Origin of the sequence: Leptothrix ochracea, assembly GCF_041083635.1 — a bacterium.
GTDB classification, from domain to species: Bacteria; Pseudomonadota; Gammaproteobacteria; order Burkholderiales; family Burkholderiaceae_C; genus Sphaerotilus; species Sphaerotilus ochraceus.
Map to the genome: position 1 here is coordinate 26254 of NZ_JBFPHB010000010.1, position 13045 is coordinate 39298.

The following is a 13045-nucleotide window of genomic DNA, read 5'->3' on the forward strand; positions in this document are numbered from 1 at the left end:
TTATGACGCTTCTCGCGCTGGGGTACCGCTACCCTTTGGTCGGCACGACCTTGCCGGATGCTTCGGCTACAGGCCAGTTGCCAAACGTGGCGACCAAATGCTCCAAGGTCTGCACACCACCCACACGCTGCACGCGAGCACGCGCATCGGCGAGACGCTGCTGTTGAAGATCCCCTAGGCTGCTGTTATGGCTGTGGCCAGCAGCTGACTTTTGCTTGGTAAGCGTCTTCATGACTAGGCCTCGACAGGTGGTTGGATGACGATGTACGAAAGTTTCTTCTCTTGTACGAGGTCAGTGTAGCCATTACGGCTATAGCAGTCCAACGCGTCGGGCAAGGGGTTCAGAATTCGACGACCCATTCGCCGGGCCTTGTCCTCTGTACTGACTTGGGCCCTGAAAAGACTCATTCCAAGCACAGCGAGGGGAAGAATCAGCCCATTCAATGGGTGCTTATGGGGAGCACCTTCCAAATGAGTCAGAGACACCCATCGCATATGAGGCGACACCTGTACCGCAGCTATGCCACACAGTTGCGGTCGCTCGGGATAGCCAGCATAAAAAGCCAGATCCAAGGTGCGGGGACCGTAGGTGTCGAGCTTGCGCTTGATGTGTCCCCAATCCCAGTTGACGTGTCGTTCATCCAATGCCCATGTTCGGCTATCACGTAGCACATCTTCGGTGATGGCTCGCACCTCGACACGCATGCGCCACTCTTACAAAACGGCATCAGACACCAGCCAACGAACGTCAGCGCGAATATTGCTGTAACGCCTGCATGTCTCCGCAAAACCACGACCGAACACTGCCTCCACACCGACTCCCCTTTTATGAGCCGGGCATTCTGCCTTACCCAACCTGCTGGCTTACGCTGACAAACACGACGGAAGCCGAGTGTTCACCCCCGCCCACCCCTTGGATGTTGAGTCAGCAGATGGAGCTGCAAGAGCCCCCTTGGTGGGCGCAATCACCCTCCCACAGGCAAGGGTCGCCGAGGATACCGGCACGGATACCGTCCAGCGCCAGCTGAGCGCTGACCTTGCTGGCAAAGTTGTCCGGGCACCAGAAGGTTCGTGCCTCGGAAAGATGGGCATCCCCCAGCAGCCGGTCCCATCCGCCCTTGGGAACCCAGCACTTGCGGCCGAAGTACCAGAAGTGGCTGGATACCAGCACACGCTCGCCGCTCAGATCGTGCTGCATGTGGCTGTGTTCCACCGGGGTCTGGGGCTCATCGAAATGGAAGTCGTTCAGGATCTGGTGGAACCGGCCATCACCCAGAGGCTCATAGATGTTGTCGCCGCAACGTTCGATGGCCTTGGGGCTATCGGGCTTGGGCTTTTTGGCCACAAAGCGTGCGTCGTTGAAGTAGTCGCCCGTGGGAATCGGCGCCTCGGTGATCTCCATCAGGTAGATCAAGCCCATGTAGGGGATCGCCACCCCCTGCTCCCGGGCTGAATGGCACAGCGCTTGTGAAGCAAAGCCCGCCACCCATTCGCCCTTGCCACGATTGCGGCGCAGGGCTGGCTTACAGGTCGCTAGCGTCAGGTAGCCGTGGAACGGGTTGGGTGCAAAGCCGTGGTCATGGGTCATCTTGTAGCCCATGGTGTGTCCTGCTGACATGGTGTGATCTCCCTCAGGGTTGAAGAAACAGTGAATCGATCCATTGATGGGCTTCGGCGGAGTTGTTGCCAACATCCATGACGAACTCCTGGCCCTTGGCGACCGATTGCAAGGTGGTGTGCTCGCCGTCCTTGCGCCAGCGCGCCGGGTTGCGGTGATAGGACATCGACAGCCCTAGGGGCGATGTTGGGTCCATCCAGCCAGGCAACCGCCAGACCGACCGGCTCTCGCCGGGCGCTGTCAGCTGGCGCTGAGGGGTCCAGCACGGGAACTGCCCGCCCCCGGCTTGATCGCTCCCGGTCCGCTGCTCAGAGGCCACATAGAGCGTATTTCCAGAGCCCATCGCACCGCGAAGCTGTACGTGAGGGTGGTCATGCCAACTGCGCAACGCATCTTCGGAAGTCCCTTCGTCCTCCAGCCGCAGGATCTGCCCGATCTGCAGCCAGCCGAACAGGCAGTGCAGTTGCGGTGCATCGGCCACATAGCGCCAGTGCTGCTCGTGCAGCTCTACGCGCCTGAACCAGCCGAAAAACAGGAACAGGTCGCCCTTATCCACGTGCTGGCGGTCCAGATGGCCCTGCGCGGCATGGGTCTGACCGAAGGCCGGGCGCCAGTTCGGGTGGCGCGTGACCAGCGACTGCGCTCGCAGATCTGGGTCCAGATGCACCCACTGATCCGAACTCAGCCCGCGCGCCCCAAGGTCATTGACCAGCTGACTCAGCGATCCGGCCGGCGAGTAAATCTCGGCCAGCGGTCGACCCGAGTCCGAAGGAATCGGCAAAGGCACCAGCGTGCCATCAGGCAGGATCGGACTGGGGATACCGCCGTTTTCTGCGTCGAATCCTTTTCGACTAAGAATAATTTTCATAGCCATCCCTTGAAGATTTTCAGCCGTAAAGCACCAGCTCCAAATCACGAACGTCTCGATGGTATTGAGCCTTACCACCAAAAGCATAGATCAGCGCGCTCGTCAGTCGTCCACGCACGATGGATGACACACCCCTTGGTAAAGCTGATTTGCTCGGACAGCGCCGTTTTGTCTGTTTTGTCCATGTCGCCTCCATACCCCCCGAATCGCAGCCTTAAAACTCAAGGGACCTAGAACTCGTCTTCACCTGCGGCCTTGGCGGCGACGCACATGCGCAGGCCGTCCAAGTCGAGCACGCGCACGCCGCCGTATTCGATGCGAATCAGGCTTTGGTTTTGCAGGGTGTGCAGGGCCTCGTTAGTGCGTTGGCGTGACAGACCCACCAAGTACGCCAGTTCTTGCTGCGTGATGCGCAGCAACTCGCCCACGCCGGGGTACAGCACCGGATGAAACAGGGCTGCCAAGCTGCGTGCCACGCGCGAGTCGGGGTCGTTGAGTCGATCAATCTCGCGCGCAGCGATGAACTGGCCCAAACGTTCGTTGAGCTGATTGAGCACAAAGCGGTTGAAGGGGATGCTGCGCCCGAGCAGGACATGAAAGGTCTCGACCGGCAAGCCCACCACGGTGCTGCGGCGCAGGGCCTCGATGTTGTAGCGATAGGCCTCGCGCTTGAGCAAGGTGCCTTCGCCAAACCAAGCCCCGGGGGGCACGCCGGTGAAAGTGATGGGAGCCCCGCCAGCGCTGTCGTTGCTCATCTTGAGCAAGCCGTCGATGACACCAAACCACCACGTCACGGGTCGGCCGATGCGGCACAGGATGTCGCCGGCCTCGGCGGTGGCCACGCGCAAGGCGTCGGTGGCAAAGCGCTGATCGGCGCCGTCCAAGGTGCTGAGCCAAGGAATGCCCGCCAATTCGGCCGAGCTGAGGGTTCGGGCACGATCGCGTAAAGGTAGATGCATGGGCATGGCAGCGCACCAGGTTGGGGAAATCACGGGGGGTGAAGACCCCTAAATTGTCGTCAAGCCGACAACATAACGTCAAACATGGGCCTACGATCCGCCCCTATCCCACCCATGGACCCATCCATGGCCCGATCCAGGGACGGTTTTCAGGAGACCCAAGATGCAGGCGACGTTCCCACGTCTGATGCTAGACCACCGCGCCCAGCGCCCCCACGCCAGCGCTTTGCGCGAGAAGGTGTACGGCATTTGGCAAACGCTGACGTGGCTTGAGCTGAGCGAGTTGGTGCGCCATCTGGCCAGCGGCTTGGCTTTGGCCGGCGTCAAACGCGGCGACCATCTGGTGGTGATTGGCGACAACCGCCCGCGCCTGTCGGCCACCTTGCTGGCTGTGCAAGCACTGGGTGCGGTGCCGATCCCGCTTTATCAAGACGCCGCCAGCAGCGAATTCGTCTTCCCGATCCACAACGCTGACGTGCGCTTTGCGGTGGTCGAAGACCAAGAGCAAGTGGACAAGATGCTCGAAATCCGCGAGCAGTGCCCCAAGCTCGCACAGATCTGGTTCGACGATCCACGCGGCCTGCGTCATTACGACGAACCCGGTTTGGGCTCGCTCGACAGCTTGATCGACACCGGTCGTCAACATGCTCAGCAACACCCCCTCTTTCTTGAGCAAGCGATCGAGGTGCTGAAGACCGAGGATGTGGCGGCGATGTTCTTCACCTCGGGCACCACCGGCCACCCCAAGGGCGTGGTCCACACCCATGCCAGCTTGATCGACCGAGCCGGTGCCGGGGCAGCGTTCGATCACCTCAACGCCCACGAAGAAGTGCTGGCCTACCTGCCGCCGGCGTGGATTGGTCAGAACATTTTTTCCTACGCCCAATGGCTGGTTTGTGGCTACGTGGTCAATTGCCCCGAATCGGCCAGCACCGTCACCATCGACTTGAAAGAAGTCGGCCCGACCTATTACTTCGCCCCGCCGCGCATCTTTGAAGGCTTGCTCACCAGCGTGATGATCCGCATGGAAGACGCCAGCCGCCTTAAGCGCGGCCTGTTCCAACACTACATGGCCGTGGCCCGGCGCGTGGGCCCGGCGCTGATGGATGGCAAACCCGTGGGCCTGCTCGACCGCTTGAACTACGCCTTGGGCAACGTGCTGATGTACGGCCCGCTGCGCAACACCTTGGGTCTGAGCCGGGTGCGCGTGGCCTACACCGCCGGTGAGGCCATCGGCCCGGATCTGTTCAGCTTTTACCGCTCGATCGGCATCAACCTCAAGCAGCTCTACGGTTCGACCGAAACCGCCGTGTTTGTCTGCCTGCAACCTGACCACGAGGTCAAAGCCGACACCGTGGGCGTGCCGATCTCGGGCGTCGAGATCAAGGTGAGTGAGACGGGTGAGTTGCTGGTGAAGTCGCCGGGTTTGCTCAAGGAGTACTACAAAAACCCGGCCGCCACCGCTGAAGTGCTCGACGCCGAAGGCTGGTATCACACGGGGGATGCGGGCTATCTGGACGAAGGCGGGCACCTGAAGATCATCGACCGCGCCAAAGACGTCGGTCGGCTGGTCGGTGGCCCACATCACGGCGGCATGTTTGCGCCCAAGTATGTCGAGAACAAGCTCAAGTTCTTCCCGTACATCAAGGAAGCAGTGGCCTTGGGTGATCGGCGTGAGCAGGTCTGCGCCTTCATCAACATCGACATCGAAGCCGTCGGCAACTGGGCTGAAAAGCGCAACCTGCCCTACGCCGGCTACACCGATCTGGCCCAAAAACCCGAGGTTTACGCCCTGATCCGCGACTGCATCGAGCAAGTCAACGCCGATCTGGCGCTCGACGAAAAACTCGCCGGCTGCCAGATCCACCGCTTCTTGGTGCTGCACAAAGAGCTCGACGCCGACGACGGCGAGATGACCCGCACCCGCAAGGTCAAGCGCGGCTTCATCCACGACAAATACCACCTGCTGGTGGAGGCGCTTTACAGCGGCAAGACCGAGCAATACATCGAAACGGCCGTCAAGTTTGAGGATGGTCGCAGCGGCAGCGTCGCCGCCACGCTCAAGATCCTTGACGCCAAAACATTTGGCACGGTGAAGGTCGCGGCATGACCATCACCACGTCCACCCCCACCCCCGTTCGGGCTGAGCTTGTCGAAGCCCCTCGGCCCCACATCGCAAGAGCCCTTCGACAAGCTCAGGACGAACGGATGGCTGTATGACTCAGAAAAAGATCGGCGACGTCATCCTTGACGTCAGCAACATCTCCCTGCGCTTCGGTGGCGTCAAGGCGCTGACCGACATCAGCTTTGACGTGCGCGAGCACGAGATCCGCTCGATCATCGGCCCCAACGGCGCAGGCAAGAGCTCGATGCTGAACTGCATCAACGGTGTCTACACCCCGCAAGAAGGCCAGATCACCTTTCGGGGGCAACGTTTTAGCCACATGAACAGCCGACAGGTGGCCGAAATGGGCGTGGCCCGCACCTTCCAGAACTTGGCACTGTTCAAGGGCATGAGCGTGATCGACAACATCATGACCGGGCGCAACCTGCGCATGAAAAGCAACCTGTTCTGGCAAGCGCTGCGCAACCCCTTCGGCATCGGTCCGGCCGAGCGCGAGGAATGCGAGCACCGCGAGAAGGTGGAAAAGATCATCGACTTCCTCGAAATCCAGGCCCACCGCAAAACCCCCGTCGGCCGGCTGCCCTACGGCTTACAAAAGCGCGTCGATTTGGGCCGCGCCTTGGCGATGGAGCCGCAAGTGCTGTTGCTTGATGAGCCGATGGCCGGCATGAACGTCGAAGAAAAGCAGGACATGTGCCGTTTCATCCTCGACGTCAACGACGAATTCGGCACCACCGTGGTGCTGATCGAGCACGACATGGGCGTGGTGATGGACATCTCGGACCGCGTGGTCGTGCTCGACTACGGCAAGAAAATCGGTGACGGCAGCCCCGCCGAGGTGCGCGCCAACGACGACGTGATCAGCGCCTACCTCGGCACCAGCCATTGATTTGCCACTGACCTCACGAGGCAACGACACCATGGGATTTTTCCTCGAAACACTGATCGGCGGCCTGATGACGGGCATGCTGTACTCGCTCGTCGCGCTGGGCTTTGTGCTCATCTTCAAGGCCTCGGGGGTGTTCAACTTCGCCCAAGGCGCGATGGTGCTGTTCGCGGCGCTGGCGATGGCGCGCTTTGCCGAGTGGCTTCCAGCTCTGACTGGCTTGGACAACAAGCTCATCACCAACGCCTTGGCCTTCACCGGCGCGATGGGCGTGATGATCGCGGTGGCGTGGGTGATCGAGCGCTTTGTGCTCGGGCGGCTGGTCAATCAAGAAGGCATCACCTTGCTGATGGCCACCTTGGGCATCAGCTACTTTCTCGACGGCGCGGGCCAGACCCTGTTCGGCTCGGCGATCTACAAGATCGATGTCGGCATGCCCAAAGACCCGATCTTTCTGTTCGAGTCCCTTTTTCAAGGCGGCATCCTCATCAGCCAAGAAGACGTGGTGGCCACGCTGATCGCGGCGGCGTTGGTGGTGGTGCTGAGCGCGTTTTTCCAATACACCAGCACCGGCCGGGCGCTGCGCGCGGTGGCTGACGACCATCAGGCGGCGCAATCGATCGGCATTCCCTTGAACCGCATCTGGGTGATCGTCTGGTCGGTGGCGGGCTTTGTGGCCTTGGTGGCCGGGATCATCTGGGGCTCCAAGCTCGGGGTGCAGTTCTCGCTTTCACTGGTCGCCCTCAAGGCCTTGCCGGTGGTGATTCTGGGCGGGCTCACCTCGGTGCCGGGCGCGATCATCGGCGGCTTGATCATCGGCGTGGGCGAGAAGCTCTCTGAGGTCTTCATCGGCCCGATGCTGGGCGGCGGGATTGAAATCTGGTTCGCCTACGTGCTGGCGCTGCTGGTGCTGTTCATCCGCCCCCAAGGCTTGTTTGGCGAAAAAATCATTGATCGGGTTTGAGGGACACACCATGCTCTACCGCGAGAACGGCCAGTTCAAAACCACCTACAGCGCCGATCAGCAGATCTTCACGATCCGCCAAGACCGCATCGCCATCAGCTTGCTCATGCTGGTGGCCTTCGTGGCGGTGCCGCTGCTGGCCAGCGAGTACCTCTTCCGGGCGGTGCTGATTCCCTTCCTGATCTTGTCCTTGGCCGCTTTGGGCTTGAACGTGCTTGTCGGCTACTGCGGGCAAATCTCGCTCGGCACCGGCGGCTTCATGGCGGTGGGGGCCTACATGGCCTACAACGCGTTTGTACGGGTCGAGGGCATGCCGCTGATCGTGGCGATTTTGCTGGGCGGCGTCTGCGCCACTGGCGTGGGCGTGCTCTTTGGCATCCCCAGCTTGCGCATCAAAGGGCTGTATCTGGCCGTGGCCACGCTGGCCGCGCAGTTCTTCACCGACTGGGCGTTCCTGCGCATCAAGTGGTTCACCAACGACTCATCCTCGGGCTCCGTGAACGTGGCTGACTTGCAAGTCTTCGGCTTTGCCATCGACACCCCGGTGCAGAAGTACTTGTTTTGCCTGAGCTTTGTGGCGCTTTTTGCCCTGCTGATCAAAAACTTGGTGCGCAGCCACATCGGCCGCGCTTGGATGGCGATGCGCGACATGGACGTGGCAGCGGCCGTGATCGGCATCCGCCCGATCCACGCCAAGCTCAGCGCGTTTGCGGTCAGCAGCTTTGTGGTCGGCGTGGCCGGTGCGCTCTGGGGCTTTGTCCATCTGGGCTCGTGGGAGCCCGCTGCCTTCGGCATCAACCGCTCCTTCGATCTGCTGTTCATGGTGATCATCGGTGGGCTGGGCTCGGTGATGGGCAGCTTCTTCGGCGCGGCCTTCATCGTCTTGCTGCCGATCCTGCTCGACCACCTGCCGCAATGGTTCGGCATCGCGCTCGACACCGCCTTGGCCGCGCACCTGACCTCGATGATCTTCGGCGCGCTGATCGTCTTCTTCCTGATCAAAGAACCCCACGGCTTGGCCCGACTCTGGTCCACCGCCAAGGAAAAGCTGCGTCTGTGGCCATTCCCGCACTGACCCCATCCTGAATTTATCCCCCGCCCCCCAAGGAGCCCTCCATGAAGTTGAAGTCCCTCACCCTCGCCGCCGCCCTGAGCGTGGCCAGCGTGGCTGGTCTGGTCGCATCCCCCAGCGCCTTGGCCCAAGCCAAGGAACAGTTCTTCCCGGTGCTGGTCTACCGCACCGGCGCGTACGCGCCCAACGGCGTGCCTTGGGCCAACGGCTATGTCGATTACCTGAAACTGGTCAACGCCCAAGGCGGTATCAACGGCGTCAAGATCAGCTTTGAAGAGTGCGAAACCGGCTACGCCACCGACAAGAGCGTCGAGTGCTACGAACGCCTCAAGGGCAAGGGGGCAACGGTGTTCCAGCCGCTCTCGACCGGCGCGACCTTCGCCCTGACCGAGAAAGCTCCGGCCGACAAGATCCCCTTGATCACGGCCGGTTATGGCCGCTCAGAGTCGCAAGACGGCGGTGTTTTCAAGTGGAACTTCCCGCTGCTGGGCACGTACTGGATCGCGGCGGACGCGCTGATCCAGCAAATCGGCGCCAAAGAAGGTGGGCTCGACAAGCTCAAGGGCAAGAAAATCACCTTGGTCTATCACGACAGCCCCTATGGCAAGGAGCCGATCCCCTTGCTGCAAGAGCGCGCCCGCATGCACGGCTTTGAGCTGCAACTGCTGCCCGTGACCGCGCCGGGCGTCGAGCAAAAAGCCACTTGGTTGCAAGTGCGCCAAAGCCGCCCGGACTACGTGCTGCTCTGGGGCTGGGGCGTGATGAACTCGACCGCCATCAAAGAAGCCCAAGCCACCGGCTATCCGCGCGAAAAGATGTACGGCGTCTGGTGGGCCGGGGCCGAGCCGGACGTGAAGGACGTGGGTGAAGGCGCCAAGGGCTACAACGCCGTGACCATGCAGCACGGTGCCGAGCCGGGCTCGAAAGTGGTCAAGGACGTCTTGGCCCAAGTGCATGCCAAGGGCCAAGGCACGGGCCCGAAGGACGAAGTGGGCTCGGTGCTCTACATGCGCGGCCTGATCTCGTCGATGTTGGCGGTCGAAGGCGTCAAGCGCGCCCAAGAGAAGTACGGCAAGGGCAAGGTCATGAGCGGCGAGCAAGTGCGCTGGGGCCTGGAAAACCTGGCGCTGGAACAAAAGAAGCTCGACGGCATGGGCTTTGCCGGCGTGATGCGCCCGGTTTCGACCAGCTGCTTTGACCACGTCGGTGCCAATTGGGCGCGGGTCCACACTTGGGACGGCAGCAAGTGGAAGTTCACCTCCGACTGGCTGCAAGCCGACCAGCAAATCATCAAGCCGCTGGTCAAGGCGGCCTCTGAGAAATACGCCGGTGAGAAAAAGCTGATCCGCCGCACCTCGGCCGACTGCCAATCCTGAGAAAGACCCTGCCATGAGCGCCTCTGACCACATCCTCCTCAACGTCAACGGTATCGAGGTCATCTACAACCACGTGATCCTGGTGCTGAAGGGCGTGTCGTTGCAGGTGCCCGACGGCAAGGTGGTCGCCTTGCTGGGCGGCAACGGTGCGGGCAAGACGACCACCCTGCGCGCCATCAGCAATTTGCTGGCGGGCGAGCGGGGTGACGTCACCAAAGGCTCCATCGAACTGCGCGGTGAGCGCATCGACCAGCTCTCGACGGCCGAGATGGTCAACCGGGGCGTGGTGCAAGTGATGGAAGGCCGGCACTGCTTTGCGCACCTCTCCATCGAAGACAACCTCATGACCGGGGCCTACACGCGCCGTGATGGCAAGGCGGCAGTGGCCGAGACGCTGGAGAAGGTTTACGCCTACTTCCCGCGTCTCAAGACCCGCCGCACCAGCCAAGCGGCCTACACCTCGGGCGGCGAGCAGCAGATGTGCGCCATCGGCCGCGCGCTGATGGCCAATCCGAAGATGGTGTTGCTCGACGAACCCAGCATGGGCTTGGCGCCGCAGATCGTCGAAGAGGTGTTTGAGATCGTCAAAGACCTGAACACCAAGGAGAAAGTCACCTTCTTGCTGGCCGAGCAAAACACCAACATCGCCCTGCGCTACGCCGACTACGGCTACATCTTGGAAAGTGGCCGCATCGTCATGGACGGCGAAGCCAAAGCGCTGCGCGAGAACGAGGACGTCAAGGAGTTCTATCTCGGCGTGGGCGGCGGTGATCGGAAAAGCTTCAAAGACGTCAAGAGCTACAAGCGCCGCAAGCGCTGGCTGGCTTGAACCCATCCCCAAGAACACGACCCTCTACCCCAAGTCACGGCCCACGAGGAAAGCGCCCCATGACGATCTCCATCTCTGCCCTGGACCCCCTTGAGGTCCGTGCCCCGGCTGAGCGTGAAGCGGCCTTGTTTGCCGCCCTGCCCGGCCTGATCGCCCACGCGCAGGCCCACAGCCCAGCCATGAGCGAGCGTCTGGCGGGCATCGACCCAAGCCGCATCACCGACCGCGCCACGCTGGCCGCCTTGCCGGTGTTGCGCAAGTACGAGGTGCTGGAGCAGCAAAAAACGCAGCGCGCCTCAGATGTCTTTGGCGGCTTTGCCACCATCGGCTGGCGCGGCCAGCCCGCCCGTCATGGTCACAGCCAAAGTGACGGTGCGCGGCGGGTTTTTCAGTCGCCCGGTCCCATTTATGAGCCCGAAGGCGAAGCGCTGGACTACTGGCGCATGGCGCGCGCCATCCGCGCTGCCGGGTTTGAGCGCGGCGACTTGATCCACAACAGCTTCAGCTATCACCTCACCCCCGCTGGCTCGATGATGGAAACTGGCGCGCACGCCCTCGGCTGCACGGTGTTTCCGGGCGGGGTCGGCAACACCGAACTGCAACTCCAAGCCATTCAGGAACTGCGCCCGCATGGCTACATCGGCACCCCGAGCTTTTTGAAAATCTTGGTCGAGAAAGCCGCCGAAGCCCACACGGGGGGTGGCACGGGGGGTGGGGGCTTGGGCCAGATTTGCAAAGCGCTGGTCAGCGGCGAAGCCTTCCCACCCTCGCTGCGCGACTGGCTGATCGAGCGCGGCGTGCAGGCGTACCAGTGCTACGCCACCGCCGACGTCGGCTTGATCGCCTTCGAAACCTCGGCCCGCCAAGGTTTGGTGGTCGATGAACACGTCATCCTCGAAATCGTTCGCCCCGGCACCCACAACCCCGTGCCCGACGGCGAGGTCGGCGAAGTGGTGGTGACGGTGCTTAACCCCGATTACCCGCTGATCCGCTTCGGCACCGGCGATCTCTCCGCCCTCCTACCCGGCCCCTGCCCCAGCGGCCGCACCAATCAACGCATCAAGGGCTGGCTGGGCCGGGCTGATCAAACCACCAAGGTGCGCGGCATGTTCGTCCACCCCAGCCAAATCGCCGAAGTCGCCAAACGCCACCCCGAAATCCTCCGCGCCCGCTTGGTCGTCGAAGGCGAGATGTCCGCCGACCGCATGACCCTCCACATCGAAGTCGCCTCCGCCTCCGAAAACCTCCCCACCCGCGTCGCCGAAACCCTGCGCGACATCACCAAACTACGCGGCAACATCACCCTCCTGCCCCCCAACACCCTGCCCAACGACGGCAAAGTCATCGAAGACGCCCGCTCATACAAATGATCGGGAAACCCGATCAGCCCGTTCGGGTTGAGCCTGTCGAAACCCATGCTCAGGGCGAACGGGGGATGGCACTCAAACCGCCCGGTCCACCACCACAAAGTGCTTGCGCACAGGTTCGAGGCGATCAGGGTGCGAGTGCATCGTTTTCAGCGACGCCGGGGCGGGAACGGCGGCAGGCCGCGCCAGTAGCGCAACATCAGCCAGCCGCCCAACATGCCGCCAAGGTGAGCAAAGTGCGCCACGCCGCCACGCATGGAGGTCATGCCGAAAAAGAGTTCGATCGCACCGAAGACCAGCACGAAGTACTTGGCCTTCATGGGGATCGGCGGGAAGAGCGGCATGATGATGCGGTCGGGAAAGAGCGTGCCAAAGGCCAGCAGCAGCCCAAACAAGGCCCCTGAGGCCCCGATGGTGGCCCCCATCGTCCCAAGCAAGGGCGAGATCAGCAACTGAATCAACGCCCCCGACAAGGCACTGGCTGCCAAATACTGCATATAGCGCTTGGGGCCAAAGATCGTCTCGATCTCAGCCCCGAACATCCACAGCCCGAGCATGTTGAAGAACAAGTGGCCCATGTCGCCGTGCAAAAAGGCGTAGCTGAGCACCTGCCACGGCAAGAAATGCCCCGAGCCCAAGGGCCAAAGCGCAAACCAAACCTCGATCCAGTCGCCGAGCAGCATCTGCGCACAAAACACAGCTGTACAGATCAGCAGCAAAGCGCGGGTGATGGGAGGAAGCTGCGGCATGGTCGGGTCCGGGGAGAGATCCGGTAAAAAAAAACCGCTGCGAACCTATTCAGTGCGCAGCGGGGCTTTTTTGATCAGTGGTGCCGAAGGCCGGACTCGAACCGGCACACCTTGCGGCGGGGGATTTTGAGTCCCCTGCGTCTACCGATTTCGCCACTTCGGCCATGTGGTTGCGCTGATCGGGCGCGGTCCAAGATTATGGCACGATTTTTTAGAGGAATGCAACCTCTAT

12 protein-coding genes and 1 tRNA gene are annotated in these 13045 nt (G+C 61.8%); 7 read left to right on the plus strand and 6 right to left on the minus strand.

The features are described 5' to 3' along the window. Positions 1-28 precede the first annotated feature (28 nt). From AB3X39_RS05020 to AB3X39_RS05035, 4 genes are all read right to left on the minus strand, one after another. Positions 29-232, minus strand: a complete 204-nt coding sequence (locus tag AB3X39_RS05020; protein WP_369416271.1) for a hypothetical protein — start codon at positions 230-232, stop codon at positions 29-31. 693 nt (positions 233-925) lie between these two features. After that, positions 926-1618: an Nmad2 family putative nucleotide modification protein gene (locus tag AB3X39_RS05025; protein ID WP_369416272.1), complete on the minus strand. Its 693-nt coding sequence runs from the start codon at positions 1616-1618 to the stop codon at positions 926-928. 13 nt (positions 1619-1631) lie between these two features. After that, complete coding sequence (locus AB3X39_RS05030; RefSeq protein WP_369416273.1) at positions 1632-2486, minus strand: Nmad3 family putative nucleotide modification protein; 855 nt, start codon at positions 2484-2486, stop codon at positions 1632-1634. 230 nt (positions 2487-2716) lie between these two features. After that, positions 2717-3451, minus strand: a complete 735-nt coding sequence (locus AB3X39_RS05035; protein WP_369416274.1) for a Crp/Fnr family transcriptional regulator — start codon at positions 3449-3451, stop codon at positions 2717-2719. A gap of 157 nt (positions 3452-3608) precedes the next feature. On the opposite strand from AB3X39_RS05035, the gene AB3X39_RS05040 reads away from it, so the two are divergent. The 7 genes from AB3X39_RS05040 to AB3X39_RS05070 all read left to right on the plus strand — a co-directional run bounded on the left by AB3X39_RS05040 (position 3609) and on the right by AB3X39_RS05070 (position 12067). Further along, the gene (locus tag AB3X39_RS05040) at positions 3609-5555 is read left to right on the plus strand and encodes an AMP-binding protein (protein ID WP_369416275.1); all 1947 of its coding nucleotides are present in this window, start codon (positions 3609-3611) and stop codon (positions 5553-5555) included. A 106-nt stretch (positions 5556-5661) separates the two neighbouring features. Beyond that, the gene (locus AB3X39_RS05045; RefSeq protein WP_369416276.1) at positions 5662-6459 is read left to right on the plus strand and encodes an ABC transporter ATP-binding protein; all 798 of its coding nucleotides are present in this window, start codon (positions 5662-5664) and stop codon (positions 6457-6459) included. Positions 6460-6490: 31 nt separating this feature from the next. After that, a complete protein-coding gene (locus tag AB3X39_RS05050) occupies positions 6491-7420 on the plus strand; it encodes a branched-chain amino acid ABC transporter permease (protein ID WP_369416277.1) in 930 nt (309 codons plus the stop codon). A 10-nt stretch (positions 7421-7430) separates the two neighbouring features. Beyond that, positions 7431-8495 (plus strand): branched-chain amino acid ABC transporter permease, encoded by a 1065-nt coding sequence (locus AB3X39_RS05055; protein WP_369416278.1) that lies wholly within the window; start codon positions 7431-7433, stop codon positions 8493-8495. Positions 8496-8536: 41 nt separating this feature from the next. Then, complete coding sequence (locus AB3X39_RS05060) at positions 8537-9868, plus strand: ABC transporter substrate-binding protein (RefSeq protein WP_369416279.1); 1332 nt, start codon at positions 8537-8539, stop codon at positions 9866-9868. 13 nt (positions 9869-9881) lie between these two features. Further along, complete coding sequence (locus tag AB3X39_RS05065; RefSeq protein ID WP_009453543.1) at positions 9882-10697, plus strand: ABC transporter ATP-binding protein; 816 nt, start codon at positions 9882-9884, stop codon at positions 10695-10697. 59 nt (positions 10698-10756) lie between these two features. Further along, positions 10757-12067, plus strand: coding sequence for a phenylacetate--CoA ligase family protein (locus tag AB3X39_RS05070; protein WP_369416280.1), 1311 nt, complete (start codon positions 10757-10759; stop codon positions 12065-12067). A gap of 146 nt (positions 12068-12213) precedes the next feature. Here the strand turns inward: AB3X39_RS05070 and AB3X39_RS05075 are convergent, their stop codons facing one another. Together AB3X39_RS05075 and AB3X39_RS05080 are read right to left on the minus strand one after the other, a co-directional pair. Further along, on the minus strand, positions 12214-12813 hold the full coding sequence (locus AB3X39_RS05075) for a rhomboid family intramembrane serine protease (RefSeq protein ID WP_369416281.1): 600 nt from the start codon (positions 12811-12813) through the stop codon (positions 12214-12216). 78 nt (positions 12814-12891) lie between these two features. Beyond that, positions 12892-12976, minus strand: a tRNA-Leu gene (locus tag AB3X39_RS05080). Positions 12977-13045 lie beyond the last annotated feature (69 nt).

Bases quoted from the DNA above. Each gene is read 5' to 3' on its own strand.
- AB3X39_RS05020 (WP_369416271.1), bottom strand. From the start codon at position 232: ATGAAGACGCTTACCAAGCAAAAGTCAGCTGCTGGCCACAGCCATAAC.
- AB3X39_RS05025 (WP_369416272.1), bottom strand. From the start codon at position 1,618: ATGTCAGCAGGACACACCATGGGCTACAAGATGACCCATGACCACGGC.
- AB3X39_RS05030 (WP_369416273.1), bottom strand. From the start codon at position 2,486: ATGAAAATTATTCTTAGTCGAAAAGGATTCGACGCAGAAAACGGCGGT.
- AB3X39_RS05035 (WP_369416274.1), bottom strand. From the start codon at position 3,451: ATGCCCATGCATCTACCTTTACGCGATCGTGCCCGAACCCTCAGCTCG.
- AB3X39_RS05040 (WP_369416275.1), top strand. From the start codon at position 3,609: ATGCAGGCGACGTTCCCACGTCTGATGCTAGACCACCGCGCCCAGCGC.
- AB3X39_RS05045 (WP_369416276.1), top strand. From the start codon at position 5,662: ATGACTCAGAAAAAGATCGGCGACGTCATCCTTGACGTCAGCAACATC.
- AB3X39_RS05050 (WP_369416277.1), top strand. From the start codon at position 6,491: ATGGGATTTTTCCTCGAAACACTGATCGGCGGCCTGATGACGGGCATG.
- AB3X39_RS05055 (WP_369416278.1), top strand. From the start codon at position 7,431: ATGCTCTACCGCGAGAACGGCCAGTTCAAAACCACCTACAGCGCCGAT.
- AB3X39_RS05060 (WP_369416279.1), top strand. From the start codon at position 8,537: ATGAAGTTGAAGTCCCTCACCCTCGCCGCCGCCCTGAGCGTGGCCAGC.
- AB3X39_RS05065 (WP_009453543.1), top strand. From the start codon at position 9,882: ATGAGCGCCTCTGACCACATCCTCCTCAACGTCAACGGTATCGAGGTC.
- AB3X39_RS05070 (WP_369416280.1), top strand. From the start codon at position 10,757: ATGACGATCTCCATCTCTGCCCTGGACCCCCTTGAGGTCCGTGCCCCG.
- AB3X39_RS05075 (WP_369416281.1), bottom strand. From the start codon at position 12,813: ATGCCGCAGCTTCCTCCCATCACCCGCGCTTTGCTGCTGATCTGTACA.